This is a genomic window from Micromonospora sp. NPDC049679, assembly GCF_040659735.1.
Classification (GTDB): Bacteria; Actinomycetota; Actinomycetes; order Mycobacteriales; family Micromonosporaceae; genus Micromonospora_I.
In genome coordinates this window covers 76032-94323 of the sequence record NZ_JBFANZ010000020.1, presented here as the reverse complement: position 1 = coordinate 94323, position 18292 = coordinate 76032, and the positions used below count along the sequence as shown (strand labels likewise).

Below are 18292 nucleotides of genomic sequence, written 5' to 3'. Positions count from 1 at the left end.
GGCATGGACCCGCGCCGGTTGCTGTTTCGTGGTTCTCGCCGTAGTGCTCGCAATTCTGATTCCGCGGTGGCCCGGTTCGAGGCGCCCTTGAGCGTCTAGTCCTGGTGGCTGTGGGGGCGTGGTGAATGACAGTTCGACGCTTAGGTGAACCCGTCAGGGTGGTTGTTCCGGCCGGGTGGGTGATCATCGTGTTCGACCGCACCCCGCCGGACCCACTGCTCGCCGCCACCGGGGGCGTACCCGTCATGGTGGTCGAAAATAGCCGCACCCCCGGCCTGGCCGGCGCCCGCAACAGCGGCATCCTGGCGCTCGACACGGACCTAGTGGCGTTCTGCGACGACGACGACCGGTGGACGCCGGAGAAGCTGCACCGGCAGGTCGGCGCGCTCGCCGAGCACCCGGGGGCCGAGTTCGCGACGTGCGCGATCGAGGTCGAGTACGCCGGTCGCCGCACCCCGCGCCTCGCCGGGCGACGCCGCGTCGTCGTCGAGGACCTGGCGCGTTCCCGGATGGCGATGCTGCACTCGTCGGGGTTTCTCGCCCAGCGTGCGGCGCTCACCGACGCCGGTCGGATCGGCCTGGTCGCGGAGGATGCCCGGGCAGCCAGAACGAGGACTGGGACCTGCTGCTCCGGGCCGCCCGCCGGGCGCGCCGATCGTGCATGTGGACGAGGCGCTGGTACGGGTGCTGTGGAGACGCACGTCCCACTACGCGTACGGGTACGCCACGAAGATCTCCTCGTTGCGCTGGATGATCGCGCGCCACCCGGAGATCCGGGGCTGCCCGCCCGGCGCCGCCCGCGTCTACGGCCAGCTCGCCTGCTGGTCGGCGGCGACCGGCAACCGGGGCGACGCCTGGCGGTGGGCGAAGGCGGCGATCCGCGCCAACTGGCGTGAGCCGCGCGCGGCTATCGCGCTGGCCGCCCTGACCGGGGCGGTCACCGTCGAGAGTGTCCTGACGACACTGCACCGGCACGGCCGCGGCATCTGAGGTCGTTCCCGCGGGTCGTGCGCGGTCGCCACCGCGGTAGCGGCGACAACCGCGCACCTACCCGTAACCGGGACGCGGGTGGACGGCAGCGGTGCGCTGCGGCTACTCGCTCCCGGCGGCACGCGGCTGGAGATGTCGTCCCGGCGGCGGGGGGCGCGGGGGGCCCGGGACAGGGCCCCCCGCAGGGAAGGGACGGCAGGCTGCTGCCGCAGCCGAAGACCGTCCGGTCGGCGCCTTGGGCTCCGGGCGACCGCGACCGGGATGGTCTCCTGTGAACGTGGCTGGCACCACGTTCACCCTGGTCAACGATGCCCCCCGATGGGGGGTGACGGTCAGAATTTGTCGACCTTGCCGGTACGCGCGAAGAACCGTTGCGGTCGCGGAAACGGCGAAGCCCGCCGGCACGGGACCGGCGGGCTTCGTCGAACAGCGTTGGTCAGGCCGAGAGCTTCTTGGCGAGGTTCTCGTCCAGCGCGGCCATGAACTCGTCCGTGGTCAGCCACGGGGCGTCCCGCGAGATCAGCAGCGCGAGGTCCTTGGTCATCTGACCACCCTCGACGGTCTCGACGCAGACCCGCTCCAGGGTCTCGGCGAACTCGGTGACCGCCGGGGTGCCGTCCAGCTTGCCCCGGTGGGCCAGGCCGCGGGTCCAGGCGAAGATCGACGCGATCGGGTTGGTCGAGGTCTTCTCGCCCTTCTGCCACTGCCGGTAGTGCCGGGTGACAGTGCCGTGGGCGGCCTCCGCCTCGACGGTGCGGCCGTCCGGCGAGAGCAGCACCGAGGTCATCAGGCCGAGCGAGCCGAAGCCCTGCGCGACGGTGTCGGACTGCACGTCACCGTCGTAGTTCTTGCAGGCCCAGACGTAGCCACCCTCCCACTTGAGCGCGGCGGCGACCATGTCGTCGATCAGCCGGTGCTCGTAGGTGATGCCGGCGGCCTTGAACTCCTCGGCGAACTCGGCCTCGAACACCTCGGCGAAGATGTCCTTGAACCGACCGTCGTACGCCTTGAGGATGGTGTTCTTGGTCGACAGGTAGACCGGGTAGTTGCGGTCCAGGCCGTACCGGAACGAGGCGCGGGCGAAGTCCCGGATCGACTCGTCGTAGTTGTACATGCCCATGGTGACGCCGCCGCCGGGGAAGTTGGCGACCTCCATCTCCATCGGGGCGCCCCCGTCGGCCGGGGTGTACGTGATGGTCACGGTGCCCGGGCCCGGGACCACGAAGTCAGTGGCCTTGTACTGGTCACCGTGCGCGTGCCGGCCGATGATGATCGGCTTGGTCCAGCCCGGCACCAGGCGCGGCACGTTGGACATGATGATCGGCTCGCGGAAGACCACGCCGCCGAGGATGTTGCGGATGGTGCCGTTCGGCGACCGCCACATCTTCTTGAGGCCGAACTCCTCGACGCGGGCCTCGTCCGGGGTGATGGTCGCGCACTTGACGCCCACGCCGTGACGCTTGATGGCGTTCGCCGCGTCCACCGTGACCTGGTCGTCGGTCTGGTCGCGGTATTGGATCGACAGGTCGTAGTACTCCAGGTCGACGTCGAGGTAGGGCAGGACCAGCTGCTCGCGGATCTGCTTCCAGATGATCCGCGTCATCTCGTCGCCGTCGAGCTCGACGACAGGGTTATTTACCTTGATCTTCGCCATCGACCGGCGCTCCTCTCGGAAACAAGTACGTAAGCAGTACGAGCGTACGGCAGGCGGTTGGCGGGCGTGCACGCCGCATGCAAGATCGCGTACCTGGCCCGGGAAAAAGCATGATCGCCGCTCGCGGGGCGAGCGGCGATCATGCGGTTCACGGTCGTGGTGCGGGCCGTCAGAGGTGCGCGACGTCCGCCTGCTTGGCGCGGACCGCCTCGGCGGCCTCCTTGAGCGCGGCCACCTCGGACCCGGTCAGGTCGGTCTCGACGATCCGCCGGACGCCCTCCGCGCCGAGCTCGGCCTCGACGCCGAGGTAGACGCCGGAGATGCCGTACTCGCCGTCGACCCAGGCGCAGACCGGCATGACCGCGCCGCTGTCCTCGGCGACCGCCTTCGCCATCCGCGCCGCGGCAGCGGACGGGGCGTAGTAGGCCGAACCCGTCTTGAGCAGCGCGACCACCTCGGCGCCGCCGTTGCGGGTGCGGACCACCAACTCCTCGATCTTGTCGGCCGGCAGCAGCTCGGCGAGCGGCTTGCCGTTGACCGTGGAGCGCGACGGGACCGGCACCATCGTGTCGCCGTGCGAGCCCAGCGTGAGCGTCTTCACCGACGAGACCGGAACGGCGAGCGTCTCGGCGACGAAGTTGGTGAAGCGGGCGGTGTCGAGCATGCCGGCCTGGCCGAGCACCCGGTTCTTCGGGAACTGCGTGGCGAGCTGGGCCAGCGCGGTCATCTCGTCGAGCGGGTTGGACACCACGATCACGACGGCGTTCGGCGCGTACTTGGCGACGTTCTCCGCCACGCCACGCACGATCTTGGCGTTGACCTCCAGCAGGTCCATCCGGCTCATGCCCGGCTTCCGCGGCAGACCCGCGGTGATGATGACGACGTCCGAGCCCTCGATGGCCTCGTACCCCTCGCCGTTCGGGCCGGTGGTGGCGCCCACGACCTTGGTCTCGAAGCCCTCGACCGGCCGCGACTGGTTGAGATCCAGCGCCAGACCCTCGGGCTTGCCCTCCACGATGTCAGTGAGCACGACCGTGTCGAAGACGTCGTACTCGGCCAGGCGCTGCGCGGTCGTCGAGCCGTAGAAGCCGGCTCCTACGACGGTGACCTTCTTACCCATTGTCGTCTCACTCCCTGATACCGGGGCGGGTTCCGTCCCGGACCGTATCAGCCGGATAACGGCAGGCCCGGTCAGGGCCTGCGCGCGTCGGACGGCTCACCGTCCGACATGTCTAACCGCGTTCGGCGCGTTCCACCACATTGCTCAACAACATCGCCCGGGTCATCGGGCCGACCCCGCCCGGCATCGGCGCGATCGCGCCGGCCACCTCGGCGACCTCGGCTGCGACGTCCCCGGTGTAGCGCCCCTTGCCGTCCTCGCCGACGATCCGCGTGATGCCGACATCGACCACTGCCGCGCCGGGCTTGACCATATCGGCGGTGAGCAGCCCCGGCACCCCGGCCGCGACGATGACGACGTCCGCGGCACGGGTGTGCGTGCCCAGGTCGAGCGTGCCCGTGTGGCAGAGCGTGACCGTGGCGTTCTCGCTGCGGCGGGTCAGCAGGAGGCCGAGGGGACGCCCAACGGTGTTGCCGCGACCGACCACCGCGACCTCGGCCCCGCGCAGCGGCACCTCGTGGCGGCGGAGCAGCTCGACGATGCCGCGCGGCGTGCAGGGCAGCGGCCCGTCGTAGCCGAGGACCAGCCGACCGAGGTTGATCGGGTGCAGGCCGTCGGCGTCCTTGTCGGGGTCGATGAGCTCCAGCACCCGCTGGGTGTCGATCTGCCGCGGCAGCGGCAACTGCACGATGTAGCCGTGGCAGGCGGGGTCCGCGTTGAGCTCGGCGACCACCGCGTCGACCTGCTCCTGCGTCGCGTCGGCGGGCAACTCCCGCCGCATCGAGGCGATCCCCACCTCGGCGCAGTCGCGGTGCTTGCCGTTCACGTACGCCTGGGAGCCGGGATCCTCGCCGACGAGCACCGTGCCGAGCCCCGGCACAATGCCCCGCTCGGCGAGAGCCTTCACCCGCGCACGCAGGTCGTCCTTGATCGCCGCCGCGGCGGCCTTGCCATCCAGGAGAGTCGCCGTCACGGCCCCGATCGTCTCATGCGCGCGGGTCGGCGGTGCGGGCGGTCCGCGCTCCGGGAAACTCAGCCGGCCCGCAGCGCGGCGATGCGCGGCGCGCGGGACTGCGGCGAGTCGAGGCTGAAGGAACGGGCGTCACCGAGCTCATCGCGGATGTAGACGCCGGTGCGGGCGATGGTCGCGGCAAGGTCGCGCTCCGGCGTAGCGCCCCCGAAGAGCCACCAGACCACCTCTTCGGCGGCGACGTCGTACTGCCAGAGCCCGATCACCCGGCCGCGGTCGACGATCGGATGGTCCGGCAGGTCGGGCACCATGCCCATCCGCCGGTCGGGGGCGCCCGGGATCGGGCACTCCGCGTCGGGCGCGTCGAGCAGCGACGGCACATCCCGACGCAGCAGCAGCAACGCGTCGATCCCGGCCAGCAACGCGTAACGCGGCGTGGGCGGCGGCGCGAACGCGGCGTACTCCGCGGCGAGATCGGCGGGGGCGAGCAGCCCGTCGCCGAGGTCGACCAGATCGAGCCCGGCCACGGCGGCCTTCGCGGCCGCGACCGTGAACGCGCTGAACCATCGGAAGTGCGCGAGCGTCGCCGCCCCCGTCCAGTGGAAGTAGAGGCGGGCCAACTCGGCGCGGGCCGCCGCATCGTCCAGCCCCGTCGGGGGCACGCTCCACCGGGTGTACGCGTACCGCTGGTTGTCGAGCCTGCCCCCGCTGGGCACCCGCCGGATCTCGCCGGCGGCCTGCAGCAGCCCCAGCGCGGCGGGGAGCGTCGTGGCCTGCCCGCGCTTACGCCCCTCCTCACCGAGGGTGCGCACCGCCTCCCCCAGCTCGGCTTTCAGTTTCGCCGGGTCCAGCGTCCGGCCGTCGAGCAACGTCACCACGTCGGCGCAGAGCCGTTCGATCTCGGCACGCTCCACCCCGAGCCGGGCCAGGGTCCGCAGCGGGACCTCCGCAGCGCCCCTGCCCAGCTGCAGGCCGAGCGCGAAGTGCTCGGCCGGAAGCACGTACGTGCAGCCACGGGCGGAGGGCAGCTCGTAGATCTCGAGCGCCTCGACCGCCGCGTCCACCGTGCCGCGGTGGACGCCGGCCCGCGCGAACAGGGTCAGGTAGGGGTTGACTCCGCCGACCGACCGCGCCCAGCCCGTGCGCGAGAGCACCTCAGCCGGCGTGGCGCCACCGAGCGCGCCGTCCAGCCCCTGCCGGTGCCACCACCACGCCCGCAGCTTCGTCATGTCCATGCCGGGATTATGGGGCCGGACACCGACAAGGACCGCGACCTGCGGCGTGGCGTCAGTGGAACGTGGCGTCAGTGGAAGAAGTGCCGGGTGCCGGTGAGGTACATCGTGATGCCGGCCGCCGCGGCCGCGGCGACGACTTCCTCGTCCCGCACGGAACCGCCCGGCTGCACCACCGCCCGGACCCCGGCGTCGATGAGCACCTGCAGCCCATCCGGGAACGGGAAGAACGCGTCCGAGGCGGCCACCGCACCGCGCGCGCGGTCGCCGCCGGCCCGGGACACCGCCAGGTGCGCGGCGTCGACCCGGTTGACCTGGCCCATTCCCACGCCCACGGTGGCCTCGTCGGCCGCGAGCAGGATCGCGTTGCTCTTCACCGACCGGATCGCCCGCCAGGCGAACGCCAGGTCGCGCAGGGTCTCCGGGGAGGCGGGCTCACCGGAGACGAGCCGCCAGCCCGCGACGTCGTCGCCCGGGGCGTCCACCCGGTCGGCCATCTGGACCAGCACCCCGCCGCTGACCTGCTTCCACTCCGCCGGCCACGGCCCCCAGGCCGGGGCGAGGAGCAGCCGGATGTTCTTCTTCGCCGCGAGCACCTCGACCGCACCGTCCGCATAGGAGGGGGCGACCACCACCTCGGTGAAGATCTCGGCCACCTGCTTCGCCAGCTCGACCGAAACCTCGCCGTTGACGGCGATGACCCCACCGAATGCGGAGACCGGGTCGCAGGCGTGCGCCTTGCGGTGCGCCTCCGCCACGTCCGCTCCGACCGCGAGGCCACACGGGTTGGCGTGCTTGATGATCGCGACGGCCGGTTCGGTGAAGTCGTTCGCCGCCCGCCAGGCCGCGTCCGCGTCCACGTAGTTGTTGTAGGACATCTCCTTGCCGTGCAACTGCTCGGCCTGGGCCAGCCCGGGCGGGGCCGCCGGGTCGACGTAGAGCGCCGCCTGCTGGTGCGGGTTCTCGCCGTAGCGCAGCACCGCCGCGCGGCGCAGCGCCATCCCGGTGAACTCCGGCCACTCCGGGGCGGCCGGGTCCAGCACCGCCGCGCACCACTGCGCCACCGCCACGTCGTACTCGGCGATGTCGGCGAAGGCGCGCGCCGCGAGCGTGCGCCGCTGCGCGAGGGTGAAGCCGCCGCCGCCGAGGGCCTCGGAGATGAGCGGGTACGCGGAGACCGACGTGACCACCGCGACGGAGGCGTGGTTCTTCGCCGCTGCCCGCACCATCGCCGGTCCGCCGATGTCGATCTGCTCCACACACTCATCCACGTCGGCCCCGGAGGCGACCGTCTGCTGGAAGGGGTAGAGATTGGACACGAGCAGGTCGAACGGGGCGATGCCGAGCTCGGTGAGCTGCTCGGCGTGGGACGCCTGCCGCAGATCGGCCAGCAGTCCGGCGTGCACCTTCGGGTGCAGCGTCTTCACCCGGCCGTCCAGGCACTCCGGGAAGCCGGTCACGTCCTCGACACGGGTGACCGGGACGCCGGCCGCCTCGATCGTGGCGGCCGTCGACCCGGTGGAGACGATCTCCACGTCGGCCGCGTGCAGCGCCTGGGCCAACTCGGTGAGGCCGGTCTTGTCGTAGACGCTGACCAACGCGCGCCGCACCGGCCGCCGGTCGTCCAACGGGGAACTCATGGAATGGAGACCTTTCTTCCCGTGATGGTCCAGCCCTCGCGCACGAGGCGGCCCACGTACTCGACGAGCTGCTGCCGCTCGGCTTCCTTGATCCGCTCGGTGAGCGTCTCCTCGGTGTCGTCCGGCAGCACCGGCACCGCGACCTGAGCGATGATCGGGCCGGTGTCGACGCCCGCATCGACGAAGAAGAGGGTGGCGCCGGCGAGCTTCACGCCGTATGCGAGGGCGTCGCGCGGGCCGTGGATGCCCGGGAACGCGGGCAGCAGCGCGTTGTGGGTGTTGACGTAACGGTCGCCGAAGGCCGCGAGGAACTCCGTCCCGACCAGCTTGAGGAAGCCGGCGGAGATCACCAGATCGGGCTCGTGTTCGGCGACGTGGGCGGCGAGGGCCCGGTCCCAGTCGTCCCGCCCCGGGTAGGAGCGCACCGCGTCGACGAAGGTCGGCACGCCGGCGGCGGCGGCCCGCTCGAGCCCCGCGACCCCGTCCCGGTCCGCGCCGACCGCGACCACCCGGGCGCCGTACGCCGGATCGGCACACGCGTCGAGCAGCGCCTGCAGGTTGGACCCGGAGCCGGAAATGAGGACGACGATGCGGGCGGCCGGCGGGGGCACAGTCACGCGAGCACCCTACCCGGCAGGTCAGCGTGGTCGGCGGGCTCCCCACGCCGGTTCCGCCACGGCGCGCGACGCCCCGATCACCCATCGATTGTCCGTAAGCTTCCGCCGACTCCGCCGCTGCGGCATGTCGGCTATTTGATGGTGCCGACAGGCGGTCTGGCCAGGTACGCTGCCGGTCGCTCGGGCATTGCTGCCCGACGATCATCCAACTCTGACAAATACCTCCACAGGAGCAACCATGCAGCCCGGGTACCCCTCGCAGCCGCCCCAGCAGATCGACAACAACATGACGATGTCGATCGTCGCGATCTTCCTGTTCTGGCCGCTCGCGATCCCCGCCATCATCAACGCCTCGAAGGTCAACCCGCTGATCCAGCAGGGCGACTACGCCGGAGCCCAGGCGGCGGCGGCCGAGTCCAAGAAGTGGTCGAAGCTGGCGCTCATCATCGGTCTGGCCTGGTACGGCGTGGTCATCCTCTGCTGCCTGCTCGGCGGCCTCAGCTCGCTCGCGGGGAACTCCTCGGTCTGACCGACCCCGCAATCCTGCTGACGGTCAGCTTCAACGCGGCCAACGCCGCTCGACGGCGACTGGACGCGATGCGCGACCGGTACGGGGCGCTCCGAGCTTCCGGGGCGCCCCGCGCGGCACTCACGAGCCGGCGAACGCCCGGGTCGCCGCAGCGCCGATGAGGGCACCGAGCGCGACGAGCAGCGTCGCGGCGGCCGCCACCTGCCACGCGACGGGACCGATCTCGGCCAGCCGGCCACCCCCGAGCGGTCCACCGGAGACAATCGCCGCGAGACCGAGCACGACCCCCGCCACGGGGCCGCTGATCGAGGCGGCCGAGAGCAGACCACCCCACTGCATCGGCACCCCGTCGCGCTGCGCCGCGTGCAGCCGGCGCCGCCCGAGCAACCACCCGGCCGCCATCCCGGCGATGACCGGCACGGCGAGCAGCGCCGCGCCGAACCCACCGACCGGTCCGTGCGGAAGACCCGCGAGCACGGGTACGGCGGGCAGCGCGCCGAGGGTCACCTCGGTGGTCTTGACGGTGGTGTCCGCGCCGACCGCGAATCCGGGGCCGAGCAGGTATGCCGCGGCCCAGATCGCGGCGTTGGGCGCGTAGGCGATGCTGATCAGGGTGATGCCGGCCTGCCCGGACGCCCCGGCCCGGTAGGCCCCCATCATGTCGCTGGCGTCGCCACCGCCCATCGCCACCGCGAGTCCGGCGACGCCGGCTCCCGCGCCGAGCACGAGCAGCGCGGCCACCACTCCGGTGCGCAGCCCGTGGCGCAGCGATGGCGCGATCCGGCGCGCCAGCACCCACAGCGCGCCGGTGGTACGCAGCGCGCCGACGAGCGCGGCGAGCGCGCCGAAGACGGCGAGGGTGAGCCCGGCGCGCAGCGGCGAAACGGTCGTCGTGGGGGTGGCGGCGAACATGGCGGCGAGCGCGCCGACGATCGCGTACCCGACGCCCACCGCGCCCGCGACCGCGAGCGCCCGGGGTGCCGATCCCGTCTCCCGCGCCCCGACGGCGCGGGTGACGTGCACCCCGGCGCGGGCGACCCGCCACGCGGCGAACGCGCCCAGCGCCAGCGGGGGCAGGCCGAGCGGCCCGGCGGAGGTGCCGAGCGGCACGCCGTGCCCCAGCAGCCACCCGGCGAGCCCGATCCGGGCCGCTCCGCCCAGGCTGCCGCCTTCCTCGGCCATCTGCGCGAGCCAGAGCACCAGCGTGACGGGCAGGTAGGAGACGAGCGCCGCCCAACAGGCCGCGACGCCCGCCGCGACGGCCAGCGGCGGGCGGCCGGGGCGGCGGGTGCCGCCGCGGCGCGGCGCGGGCGCACGCGCGACGACGGCGGCGCCCCGGAGGGCGTCGCGGGTGGTCGGGGCCGCATCCGCGGCCTCGGCGGAGACCCGCGGCACCCCGGCGGACCGCGCGCGGGCGCGCTGGTCGCCGGCGCCCGGGACGTCTTCGGGGCGGCCGCCTGCGGATTCGGCGTCTGCGGAGCGCGGTGGCAGGTCAGGGGTGGTGGATGACATCAGGCCCCTACTTTGGCACGTCGACCGGTCGGGCGGCGGGCAACACCACCGGTGACGATCACACAGTTCGTTGATATTCGGATATTGGACGTGAGGCCGGGCTAGCGTCTGGTTGCGGACCGTCGGTCCCATGCTCCGGGTAGACGCAGACCCGTGGAGGCCCCGTGAGCGCACCGTACCCGCCGCCGGCGGCGGCGCCCGGCAACGACCGCACCACCTTGTGGGGCGTCCTCGGAATCGTCGTCGGCCTGCTCTGCGGGATCCTCGGTATCGTCTTCGGTTATCTCTCGATCCGCGACGCCCGGCGGTGCGGCCGGTCCCCCGTGCTCGGCTGGGTGGCGATCGCAGTGAGCGTGGTCAACGTCGTCGCTAGCGCCGTGCTGCGCGCGACCGGACGCTATCCGGGCATGTGAAGCCGGACGCGCAGAAGGGCCGGCCGCAATCGCGACCGGCCCTGTGCGTCGTACTCCGTCAGATGGCGGACATGACCTCGCGCATGAGCCGGGCGGTCTCGCTCGGCGTCTTGCCGACCTTGACCCCGGCGGCCTCGAGCGCCGCCTTCTTGGCGTCCGCGGTACCGGCCGAGCCGGAGATGATGGCGCCCGCGTGCCCCATCGTCTTGCCGGGCGGCGCGGTGAAGCCGGCGATGTAGCCGACCACCGGCTTCGTCACGTTGGCCTTGATGAACTCGGCCGCCCGCTCCTCGGCGTCGCCGCCGATCTCGCCGATCATCACGATCGCGTCGGTCTCCGGGTCGTCCTGGAACGCCGCGAGCGCGTCGATGTGGGTCGTCCCGATGACAGGGTCGCCACCGATGCCGACGCAGGTGGAGAAGCCGAAGTCCCGCAGCTCGTACATGAGCTGGTAGGTCAGCGTGCCGCTCTTGCTCACCAGGCCGATCCGGCCGGCCGGCGTGATGTCGGCCGGGATGATGCCGGCGTTCGACGCGCCGGGCGAGGCGATGCCGGGGCAGTTCGGCCCGATGATCCGGGTCTTGCTCCCCTTCGCCACGTTGTAGGCCCAGAACGCCGCGCTGTCGTGCACCGGAATGCCCTCGGTGATGACCACGGCGAGCGGGATCTCGGCGTCGATCGCCTCGATCACGGCCGCCTTGGTGAACTGCGGCGGGACGAAGATGACGGTGACGTCCGCACCGGTTTCCTTCATCGCCTCGCTCACGCCGGCGAAGACCGGCAGCGCCGTGCCGTCGAAGTCGACCGTCTGACCCGCCTTGCGCGGGTTGGTCCCACCGACGACGGCGGTGCCGGCGGCCAGCATCCGTCGGGTGTGCTTCGAGCCCTCGGAGCCGGTCATCCCCTGCACGATGACCTTGGAGTCCTTGGTCAGCCAGATAGCCATGTCAGATCACTTCCCCGCCGCAGCGAGCTCGGCGGCACGCTCGGCCGCCCCGTCCATGGTGTCAACGCGCTCGACGAGCGGGTTGGCGGCATCGTTGAGAATGGCGCGCCCGGCCTCGGCGTTGTTGCCGTCCAGCCGTACGACCAGCGGCTTGGTGACCGTCTCGCCGCGCTGCTCGAGCAGGGCGAGGGCCTGGATGATGCCGTTGGCGACCTCGTCGCAGGCGGTGATGCCGCCGAAGACGTTGACGAAGATGCTCTTCACGGCCGGGTCGGAGAGGACGATCTCCAGTCCGTTGGCCATGACCGCCGCGCTCGCGCCGCCACCGATGTCGAGGAAGTTGGCGGGCTTCACGCCGCCGTGCGCCTCGCCGGCGTAGGCCACCACGTCGAGGGTCGACATGACGAGACCCGCACCGTTGCCGATGATGCCGACCTCGCCGTCGAGCTTGACGTAGTTGAGGTCCTTCTCCTTGGCGCGCTGCTCCAGCGGGTCCACCGCCGACTGGTCGACGAGGGCCTCGTGGTCGGGGTGGCGGAAGCCCGCGTTCTCGTCCAACGTGACCTTGGCGTCCAGGCAGAGCACCTGGCCGCTGGCGGTCTTGGCGAGCGGGTTGACCTCGACCAGGGTCGCGTCCTCGGCGACGAACGCCTGCCACAGTTTGACCGCGATGTCGGTGATCTGGTCGGCGACCTCCGCCGGGAAGCGGGCGGCGCTCACGATCTCGCGCGCCTTGGCCTCGTCGACGCCGGTGTTGGCATCGATGGCGATCTTGGCCACCTTCTCCGGCGACTCGACGGCGACCTGCTCGATGTCCATGCCGCCGGCCACGCTGGCGATGCACAGGAAGGTGCGGTTCGCGCGGTCCAGCAGGTAGGAGAGGTAGTACTCCTCGGCGATGTCCGCGGTCACCGTGATCATGACCTTGTGGACGGTGTGGTCCTTGATGTCCATGCCGAGGATGTCGCTGGCGCGGGCCACCGTCTCCTCGGCGCCGTCGGCGAGCTTGACGCCGCCCGCCTTGCCCCGGCCACCGACCTTGACTTGAGCCTTGACAACCACGCGGCCGCCGAGGCGTTCGGCGATCGCGCGGGCCTCCTCCGGGGTCGTGGCGACGCCGCCGGCGAGCACGGGCAAGCCGTGTCGCTCGAACATGTCGCGCCCCTGGTACTCGTACAGGTCCACGTTTGCGCGTCCCGTTCCGTCTCCGCGGCGCGACGTCGCGCCGCCGCCAGCGTGAAAAGTGGATGACATCCGTCCCGGAATGGGGGCGGCGTCATCTGGCGCAGCCTAGCGACACCGGCACCGGTCGCAACCAGGCGGGCGCGGCATGTGCGGTAATGCACAGCCCCCATTCCCCGCAAACCGGCGCCCATTCCGGCGTGTCGGCGGCGCGCCACGCGAAACGTACCTGGTCACGCGCGCACGGGACGGGTCAGACCAGGGGGCAGCGACCGGCGGAGAAGTGCGCGATGGCCCCCATGATCTCCTGCTCCGGGCGATCGGCGAAGGTGAGCGGCGCGGTGAACCCGGTGCCGAAGAAGAGCCGCTGCATCCCCGCGTCGAACGCGGTGAACCCACCGAGATTGCCGGAGATCCGGGGGTCACGCGGCTTCACGCAGACCATCTTGTCCAGGCCCCACCGGCGCCGGTACACCTGCTCGACCGCCTCCCACGGGAGCCAGACGGACTGCCCGCGCGTCGGCCTGGTCTTGATCCAAAGTCCGGCGGGACCCATCGCGAGGACCGGGCCACCTGAGGTGAGCAGATAGATCTGCAGTCCGAAGATCAGCGCGAAGAACCCGAGGAGGCCGCCGGTCATCACGACGAGCGGGAGAGCACCCTCCCCGCTCCCCGCCGCGGCCAGCCCCAACGGGCAGGCGACGGCCACTGCGACGAAGAGCAGGAGCAGGCCGAACTGCAGAACCCGCTTGGGCGCGCTGTGCCGGACGATGAAGGGCTGGTCCTCCGGGATGCGCTTCGCGATCACCGGTGGCTGGTGCCAGCCGCCCTGCGGCATCGGCTGCTGCGGCCAACCCGCCGGCGGCGGCTGCTGCGGCCAGCCGGGGACCTGCGGCTGCTGCGGCCAGCCGTGCGGCTGCGGCTGCGGCTGCGGCTGCGGCTGCGGCGGGATGCTCATCGACGACTCCAGGCGCGCGGATCAGGACGGACGCGCCAACAGCGTACGACCGACCGCGATCATCGCCAGCAGGCCTCCCGGGAGGCGGCCGGAATGCCGGGAAAGAGTTCCCGCCGTCCGCGTAACCACCGCCCTCGGACATCGTTGATTCAGATGTCGAAGCGCTACGGCGGGACGACAAAAACGGCCGATGCCCTGTCGGTCGAGGGGTGGCGGCGGGGCATCGTGCATCGAGAGGCCGGACGTGTGAGGGGTGCGTCCGGCCTCTCACCTAATTCCGCGCCAATCATTGCCGCCCCATCCGGACCGCCGCGATCTCGCGCCGGTCCGTTCGCCGTTTCAGGCGCTGATAAGTCCCGTTTCAGGCGACGGTCCGTGCGGCTTTCAGGCGACGGGGGCCGCCACGTTCTCGCGGACCCACTCCACGATTGACTGGGTGGTCGCGCCGGGCGTGAAGATCCTGGCTACCCCGAGCCGGGCCAGCTCCGGCATGTCGGCCTCGGGGATGATGCCGCCACCGAAGACGACGATGTCCTCCGCCCCACGCTCCGCGAGCAGTTCGAGGAGCCGACGGAAAAGCGTCATGTGGGCACCGGAGAGCACGGAGAGCCCCACCGCGTCGGCGTCCTCCTGGATCGCCGTCTCGACGATCTGCTCGGGAGTCTGGTGCAGCCCGGTGTAGATGACCTCCATACCGGCGTCGCGGAGCGCCCGCGCGACGACCTTGGCGCCGCGGTCATGCCCGTCGAGGCCCGGCTTGGCGACGACGACCCGAATTCGAGAACTCATCAGCGCAACACCTTCCGAGGGCATCCGTTGCCTTCCACCTGAACGAACGGTAACCCAGGGCGCGTCGAACCGGGGAGGTGGCCCCGTAGGGGGACTCCCGGGTCGTCTCCCATCCGGGGCGAACACACTGACGATCCGTCAGCCTCAATGTAACTTTCCGTTACCAACGAGGCTGTATACAAAAGGTTACGAATACCGGCATTCCCCAACGGACAGTCGCACTCCGAATCACTAATTCGGCGGTCCAGCTTGTAACGCGCCTAGGGGTTGGCTAACGTGTCCACGGTTGTCATCTGGTACACCACCGGCTGACGACGCGGTCAGCGAGCGTTCATCCCCGGTTCACCGACGCTCGCGATACCGCCTGACTGACCCGACAACGGAGGGTGTGCGTGCGCCAGCGCCTGTCGTCTGAGCCCGACCGATATCGCGGCCGCCGCCGCGTGCCCACCCCCCCGCGGAGCCGCTACGCCGCCGTCGTCACCACCGCGTTCGTCGGTGCCGGCATCGTCGCCCTCGGCGCCGGCGCGGCCCTTCCCGACGCCAAGACGGTGAGCCCCTCGACCCTGGCCGACCTGGAGACCGCGAGCGCGACGACCACGGACGCGTCGACCCGCGCCCAGGATGCCGCTCGCGCCTCGCGTGACACCGAACGCGCCGGGCTCGCCACCTCGATGACGCAGGCCGCGCCGGATGTCTGGCTGCTCCCCCTGCACGGCTACACCTTCACCTCTCCCTACGGGATGCGCTGGGGCAAGCTGCACGGCGGCATCGATCTCGCCGCCCCCGAGGGCACCCCCTACGGCGCGATCCACTCCGGCACCGTGACGTTGGCGGGCTGGAACGGCGGCTACGGCTACTGCGTGATCGTCCGGCACGACGACGGGACCGAGTCCGTCTACGGCCACTCGTCGAAGATCAACGTGAAGGTCGGCCAGCAGGTCAAGGCCGGCGATGTGCTCGGCGAGGTGGGCAACACCGGCCACTCCTACGGTGCCCACCTGCACCTTGAGGTGCACGCCAACGGGCAGGCCAAGGACCCGATCCCGTATCTGCGGGCCAAGGGCGTCGACATCAAGCTGCAGATCGAGGCAATCTACGGCGGCACCGGGAGTCAGTGACCTCCGCCACGCCTCACAATCGCCCGCGCCGGTCCGGCGCGGGCGATTTTTGATCACTCTGTGTTGCCCGGAAGCCCGGTTCGGTCAGCGAACCGGGCTTCCGACTACACGTGGACGAACGGAGGGTTCAGAGCTTGTCGAGCGGCGCGTGCCGCAGCACGAGCCACATGGTCTGCTCACCGAAGTCGATCTGCGCCCGCGCACCCGGTCCGTGTCCTTCGACGGCGAGCACCCGACCCAGGCCGTAGCGTTGGTGGTTGACCCGGTCCCCTACCGCGACCTTCGGAGCCTGGGGCAGCTCGCTCGCCGTGGCCAACCGACTGCCGTCGATGCCGAGCCGTTCGGCGAGGCGGGCCGCCTTCGGCGTACCGCCGGCGAAGCCACCGCCACGCGCGGCGGCCGAACGCTCGGCGCCGCCCGCCCGCCCACCGACGCCGCCGCCCGTGCCGGACCAGGACGTGTAGGAGCCTTCGGTGCGCTCCCAGCGCACGAGCTCCACCGGCAGCTCCGCGACGAAGCGGGACGGCGGGTTGTAGGCGGGCTGTCCCCACGCCGACCGGGTCACCGCACGGGACAGGTAGAGGCGCTGGCGGGCTCGGGTGATGCCGACGTAGGCGAGCCGGCGCTCCTCCTCCAGCTCGCGGGTGTCGCCGAGCGAGCGCAGGTGCGGGAAGACCCCGTCTTCGAGGCCGGTCAGGAACACCACCGGGAACTCCAGCCCCTTGGCGGTGTGCAGGGTCATCAGCGTGACCACGCCCTGGTGCTCGGGGTCGTCACTCGGAATCTGGTCGGCGTCGGCGACGAGCGCGACCTGCTCGAGGAAACCGGCGAGCGTCGCGCCGGTTTCCCCCTCCTCGGCCTGCCCCTCAACCCGCTCGGTGTACTCCCGGGCGACGCTGACCAGCTCCTGGAGGTTCTCGACCCGCCCGGCGTCCTGCGGGTCGAGGCTCTCCTCCAGCTCGGCGAGGTAGCCCGACCGGAGCAGGACCGCCTCCAGCACATCTTCCGGGGAACCGTTCGCGGCCAGCTCGCGGGCGCCGTCAAGGAGCGCGACGAAGTCGGCGATCGAGTTGGCGGCCCGCGTGGAGATGCCGGGCGCCTCGACGGCGCGGCGCAGCGCCGCGCCGAACGAGATCCGATCCCGCGCGGCCAACGCCTCGACGCACGCCTCGGCCCGCTCGCCGATCCCCCGGCGGGGGGTGTTGAGGACCCGGCGGAGGCTCACCGTGTCGTCGTCGTTGACGACGGCACGCAGGTAGGCCAACGCGTCGCGGACCTCCTTGCGCTCGTAGAAGCGCACCCCGCCGACCACCTTGTAGGGCAACCCGACCCGGATGAACACCTCTTCGAACACGCGGGACTGCGCGTTGGTGCGGTAGAAGACCGCGACGTCGGCCGGACGGGCCGACCCGTCGTCGCAGAGCCGGTCGATCTCCCGTGCCACCCAGTCGGCCTCGGCGTGCTCGGTGTCGGCCACGTAGCCGACGATCTGCTCGCCGGCCCCCTCGTCGCTCCAGAGCCGCTTCGGCTTACGCGACGTGTTGTTGTTGATCACGGCGTTGGCGGCGTTGAGGATGGTCTGTGTGGAGCGGTAGTTCTGCTCCAGGAGGATGGTGCGGGCGCTGGTGAAGTCCCGCTCGAACTCGAGGATGTTGCGGATCGTCGCGCCGCGGAACGCGTAGATCGACTGGTCGGCGTCGCCGACGACGCAGAGTTCGGCCGGCTCGATCGGCAGGCCATCGTCGGCCGCCCCCACCAGCTCCTTGATCAGGGTGTACTGCGCGTGGTTGGTGTCCTGGTACTCGTCGACGAGCACGTGCCGGAACCGGCGGCGGTAGCTCTCCGCCACATGCGGATGCGCCTGGAGGAGGTGCACCGTTGTCATGATCAGGTCGTCGAAGTCGAGCGCGTGCGCCTCTTTGAGTCGCCGCTGGTAGAGCGTGTAGGCCTCGGCCAGCGCCCGCTCGTTGGGCCCGTTGGCCCGACCCGCGAACTCCTCCGGGTCGACCAGCTCGTTTTTCAGGTTGGAGACCTGCGCCGCCAGGCCCCGCGCCGGATAACGCTTCGGGTCCAGGTCGAGCTCACGGACGACCATCTGCATCAACCGCCGCGAGTCGTCGGCATCGTAGATCGAGAAGGTCGACTTCAGCCCGGCGTGCTCGTGCTCGGCCCGCAGGATCCGCACGCACGCCGAATGGAAGGTCGACACCCACATCAGCCGGGCGCGCGGCCCGACCAACGCGGCGACCCGCTCCTTCATCTCGCCGGCGGCCTTGTTGGTGAAGGTGATCGCGATGATCTCGCCCGGATGGACGTCACGGGCGGCGAGCAGGTAGGCGATCCGGTGGGTCAGGACCCGGGTCTTCCCCGACCCCGCACCCGCCACGATCAACAGCGGCGCGCCGGCATGGGTCACCGCGTCGCGCTGCGGCCCGTTCAGACCGACGAGGAGAGCCTGGGCGTCGAGGCCCGCGCCGTGGGAGCGGCGTGGTGGCGTGGACTGGACCGGCGGGGTTTCGAAGAGAGCATGCATCGCACGGCGATTCTATGCCGCCGGTCCGACATCCCCGACCCGCAGGACACGCGCGTCGGGTGTCCGCGGCCCCGATGGACACCAAG

The 18292-nt window shown here is 71.3% G+C and carries 15 protein-coding genes and 2 pseudogenes; 5 read left to right on the top strand and 12 right to left on the bottom strand.

Features of this window, described 5'->3' with window-relative positions; all coding sequences use genetic code 11:
- Positions 1–125: 125 nt before the first annotated feature.
- A pseudogene (locus tag AB0J06_RS15580) lies at positions 126–506 on the top strand (glycosyltransferase family A protein); the annotation flags it as partial.
- Between the two features lie 157 nt (positions 507–663).
- Entirely contained in the window at positions 664–990 is a 327-nt protein-coding gene (locus tag AB0J06_RS15575; RefSeq protein WP_357428888.1) for a hypothetical protein, read from the top strand.
- A 436-nt stretch (positions 991–1426) separates the two neighbouring features.
- Here AB0J06_RS15575 and AB0J06_RS15570 read toward each other — a convergent pair whose 3' ends face one another.
- The 6 genes from AB0J06_RS15570 to purN form a co-directional block, all read right to left on the bottom strand.
- Entirely contained in the window at positions 1427–2644 is a 1218-nt protein-coding gene (locus AB0J06_RS15570) for an NADP-dependent isocitrate dehydrogenase (protein WP_357428856.1), read from the bottom strand.
- A gap of 169 nt (positions 2645–2813) precedes the next feature.
- A complete protein-coding gene (mdh, locus tag AB0J06_RS15565; RefSeq protein WP_357428854.1) occupies positions 2814–3764 on the bottom strand; it encodes a malate dehydrogenase in 951 nt (316 codons plus the stop codon).
- Positions 3765–3876: 112 nt separating this feature from the next.
- Positions 3877–4737 (bottom strand): bifunctional methylenetetrahydrofolate dehydrogenase/methenyltetrahydrofolate cyclohydrolase, encoded by an 861-nt coding sequence (locus AB0J06_RS15560; protein ID WP_357428852.1) that lies wholly within the window; start codon positions 4735–4737, stop codon positions 3877–3879.
- Between the two features lie 59 nt (positions 4738–4796).
- Positions 4797–5969, bottom strand: coding sequence for a crosslink repair DNA glycosylase YcaQ family protein (locus tag AB0J06_RS15555; RefSeq protein ID WP_357428850.1), 1173 nt, complete (start codon positions 5967–5969; stop codon positions 4797–4799).
- Between the two features lie 68 nt (positions 5970–6037).
- Entirely contained in the window at positions 6038–7606 is a 1569-nt protein-coding gene (gene purH / locus AB0J06_RS15550) for a bifunctional phosphoribosylaminoimidazolecarboxamide formyltransferase/IMP cyclohydrolase (RefSeq protein ID WP_357428848.1), read from the bottom strand.
- A complete protein-coding gene (purN, locus tag AB0J06_RS15545) occupies positions 7603–8217 on the bottom strand; it encodes a phosphoribosylglycinamide formyltransferase (RefSeq protein WP_357428884.1) in 615 nt (204 codons plus the stop codon). Before purN ends, purH begins: the two co-directional genes overlap by 4 nt.
- A 244-nt stretch (positions 8218–8461) precedes the next feature.
- Here purN and AB0J06_RS15540 point away from each other — a divergent pair, with 244 nt between their 5' ends.
- The gene (locus tag AB0J06_RS15540) at positions 8462–8752 is read left to right on the top strand and encodes a CD225/dispanin family protein (protein ID WP_357428846.1); all 291 of its coding nucleotides are present in this window, start codon (positions 8462–8464) and stop codon (positions 8750–8752) included.
- Positions 8753–8872: 120 nt separating this feature from the next.
- On the opposite strand, the pseudogene AB0J06_RS15535 reads toward AB0J06_RS15540, so the two are convergent.
- Positions 8873–10119: pseudogene (locus AB0J06_RS15535) on the bottom strand (DUF6350 family protein).
- A 309-nt stretch (positions 10120–10428) separates the two neighbouring features.
- On the opposite strand from AB0J06_RS15535, the gene AB0J06_RS15530 reads away from it, so the two are divergent.
- Entirely contained in the window at positions 10429–10677 is a 249-nt protein-coding gene (locus AB0J06_RS15530; RefSeq protein ID WP_357428844.1) for a hypothetical protein, read from the top strand.
- Between the two features lie 58 nt (positions 10678–10735).
- On the opposite strand, the gene sucD is transcribed toward AB0J06_RS15530, so the two are convergent.
- From sucD to AB0J06_RS15510, 4 genes are all read right to left on the bottom strand, one after another.
- A complete protein-coding gene (gene sucD / locus AB0J06_RS15525; RefSeq protein WP_357428842.1) occupies positions 10736–11623 on the bottom strand; it encodes a succinate--CoA ligase subunit alpha in 888 nt (295 codons plus the stop codon).
- Between the two features lie 6 nt (positions 11624–11629).
- Positions 11630–12808 carry an ADP-forming succinate--CoA ligase subunit beta gene (sucC, locus tag AB0J06_RS15520; protein ID WP_357428840.1) on the bottom strand — a complete coding sequence of 393 codons (1179 nt, stop codon included), beginning with the start codon at positions 12806–12808 and terminating at the stop codon, positions 11630–11632.
- 250 nt (positions 12809–13058) lie between these two features.
- On the bottom strand, positions 13059–13763 hold the full coding sequence (locus AB0J06_RS15515) for a hypothetical protein (protein WP_357428838.1): 705 nt from the start codon (positions 13761–13763) through the stop codon (positions 13059–13061).
- Between the two features lie 384 nt (positions 13764–14147).
- The gene (locus AB0J06_RS15510; RefSeq protein WP_357428836.1) at positions 14148–14552 is read right to left on the bottom strand and encodes a cobalamin B12-binding domain-containing protein; all 405 of its coding nucleotides are present in this window, start codon (positions 14550–14552) and stop codon (positions 14148–14150) included.
- A gap of 392 nt (positions 14553–14944) precedes the next feature.
- Between AB0J06_RS15510 and AB0J06_RS15505 the strand changes: the two genes are divergently transcribed.
- Positions 14945–15673, top strand: a complete 729-nt coding sequence (locus tag AB0J06_RS15505; RefSeq protein ID WP_357428834.1) for a M23 family metallopeptidase — start codon at positions 14945–14947, stop codon at positions 15671–15673.
- Between the two features lie 127 nt (positions 15674–15800).
- Here the strand turns inward: AB0J06_RS15505 and pcrA are convergent, their stop codons facing one another.
- The gene (pcrA, locus tag AB0J06_RS15500; protein ID WP_357428833.1) at positions 15801–18206 is read right to left on the bottom strand and encodes a DNA helicase PcrA; all 2406 of its coding nucleotides are present in this window, start codon (positions 18204–18206) and stop codon (positions 15801–15803) included.
- Positions 18207–18292 lie beyond the last annotated feature (86 nt).

Excerpts from the sequence above, each read along its gene's own strand:
- sucD (WP_357428842.1), bottom strand. The coding sequence starts at position 11,623 with ATGGCTATCTGGCTGACCAAGGACTCCAAGGTCATCGTGCAGGGGATG.
- AB0J06_RS15570 (WP_357428856.1), bottom strand. The coding sequence starts at position 2,644 with ATGGCGAAGATCAAGGTAAATAACCCTGTCGTCGAGCTCGACGGCGAC.
- mdh (WP_357428854.1), bottom strand. The coding sequence starts at position 3,764 with ATGGGTAAGAAGGTCACCGTCGTAGGAGCCGGCTTCTACGGCTCGACG.
- AB0J06_RS15515 (WP_357428838.1), bottom strand. The coding sequence starts at position 13,763 with ATGAGCATCCCGCCGCAGCCGCAGCCGCAGCCGCAGCCGCAGCCGCAC.
- AB0J06_RS15510 (WP_357428836.1), bottom strand. The coding sequence starts at position 14,552 with ATGAGTTCTCGAATTCGGGTCGTCGTCGCCAAGCCGGGCCTCGACGGG.
- AB0J06_RS15555 (WP_357428850.1), bottom strand. The coding sequence starts at position 5,969 with ATGGACATGACGAAGCTGCGGGCGTGGTGGTGGCACCGGCAGGGGCTG.
- AB0J06_RS15540 (WP_357428846.1), top strand. The coding sequence starts at position 8,462 with ATGCAGCCCGGGTACCCCTCGCAGCCGCCCCAGCAGATCGACAACAAC.
- purH (WP_357428848.1), bottom strand. The coding sequence starts at position 7,606 with ATGAGTTCCCCGTTGGACGACCGGCGGCCGGTGCGGCGCGCGTTGGTC.
- pcrA (WP_357428833.1), bottom strand. The coding sequence starts at position 18,206 with ATGCATGCTCTCTTCGAAACCCCGCCGGTCCAGTCCACGCCACCACGC.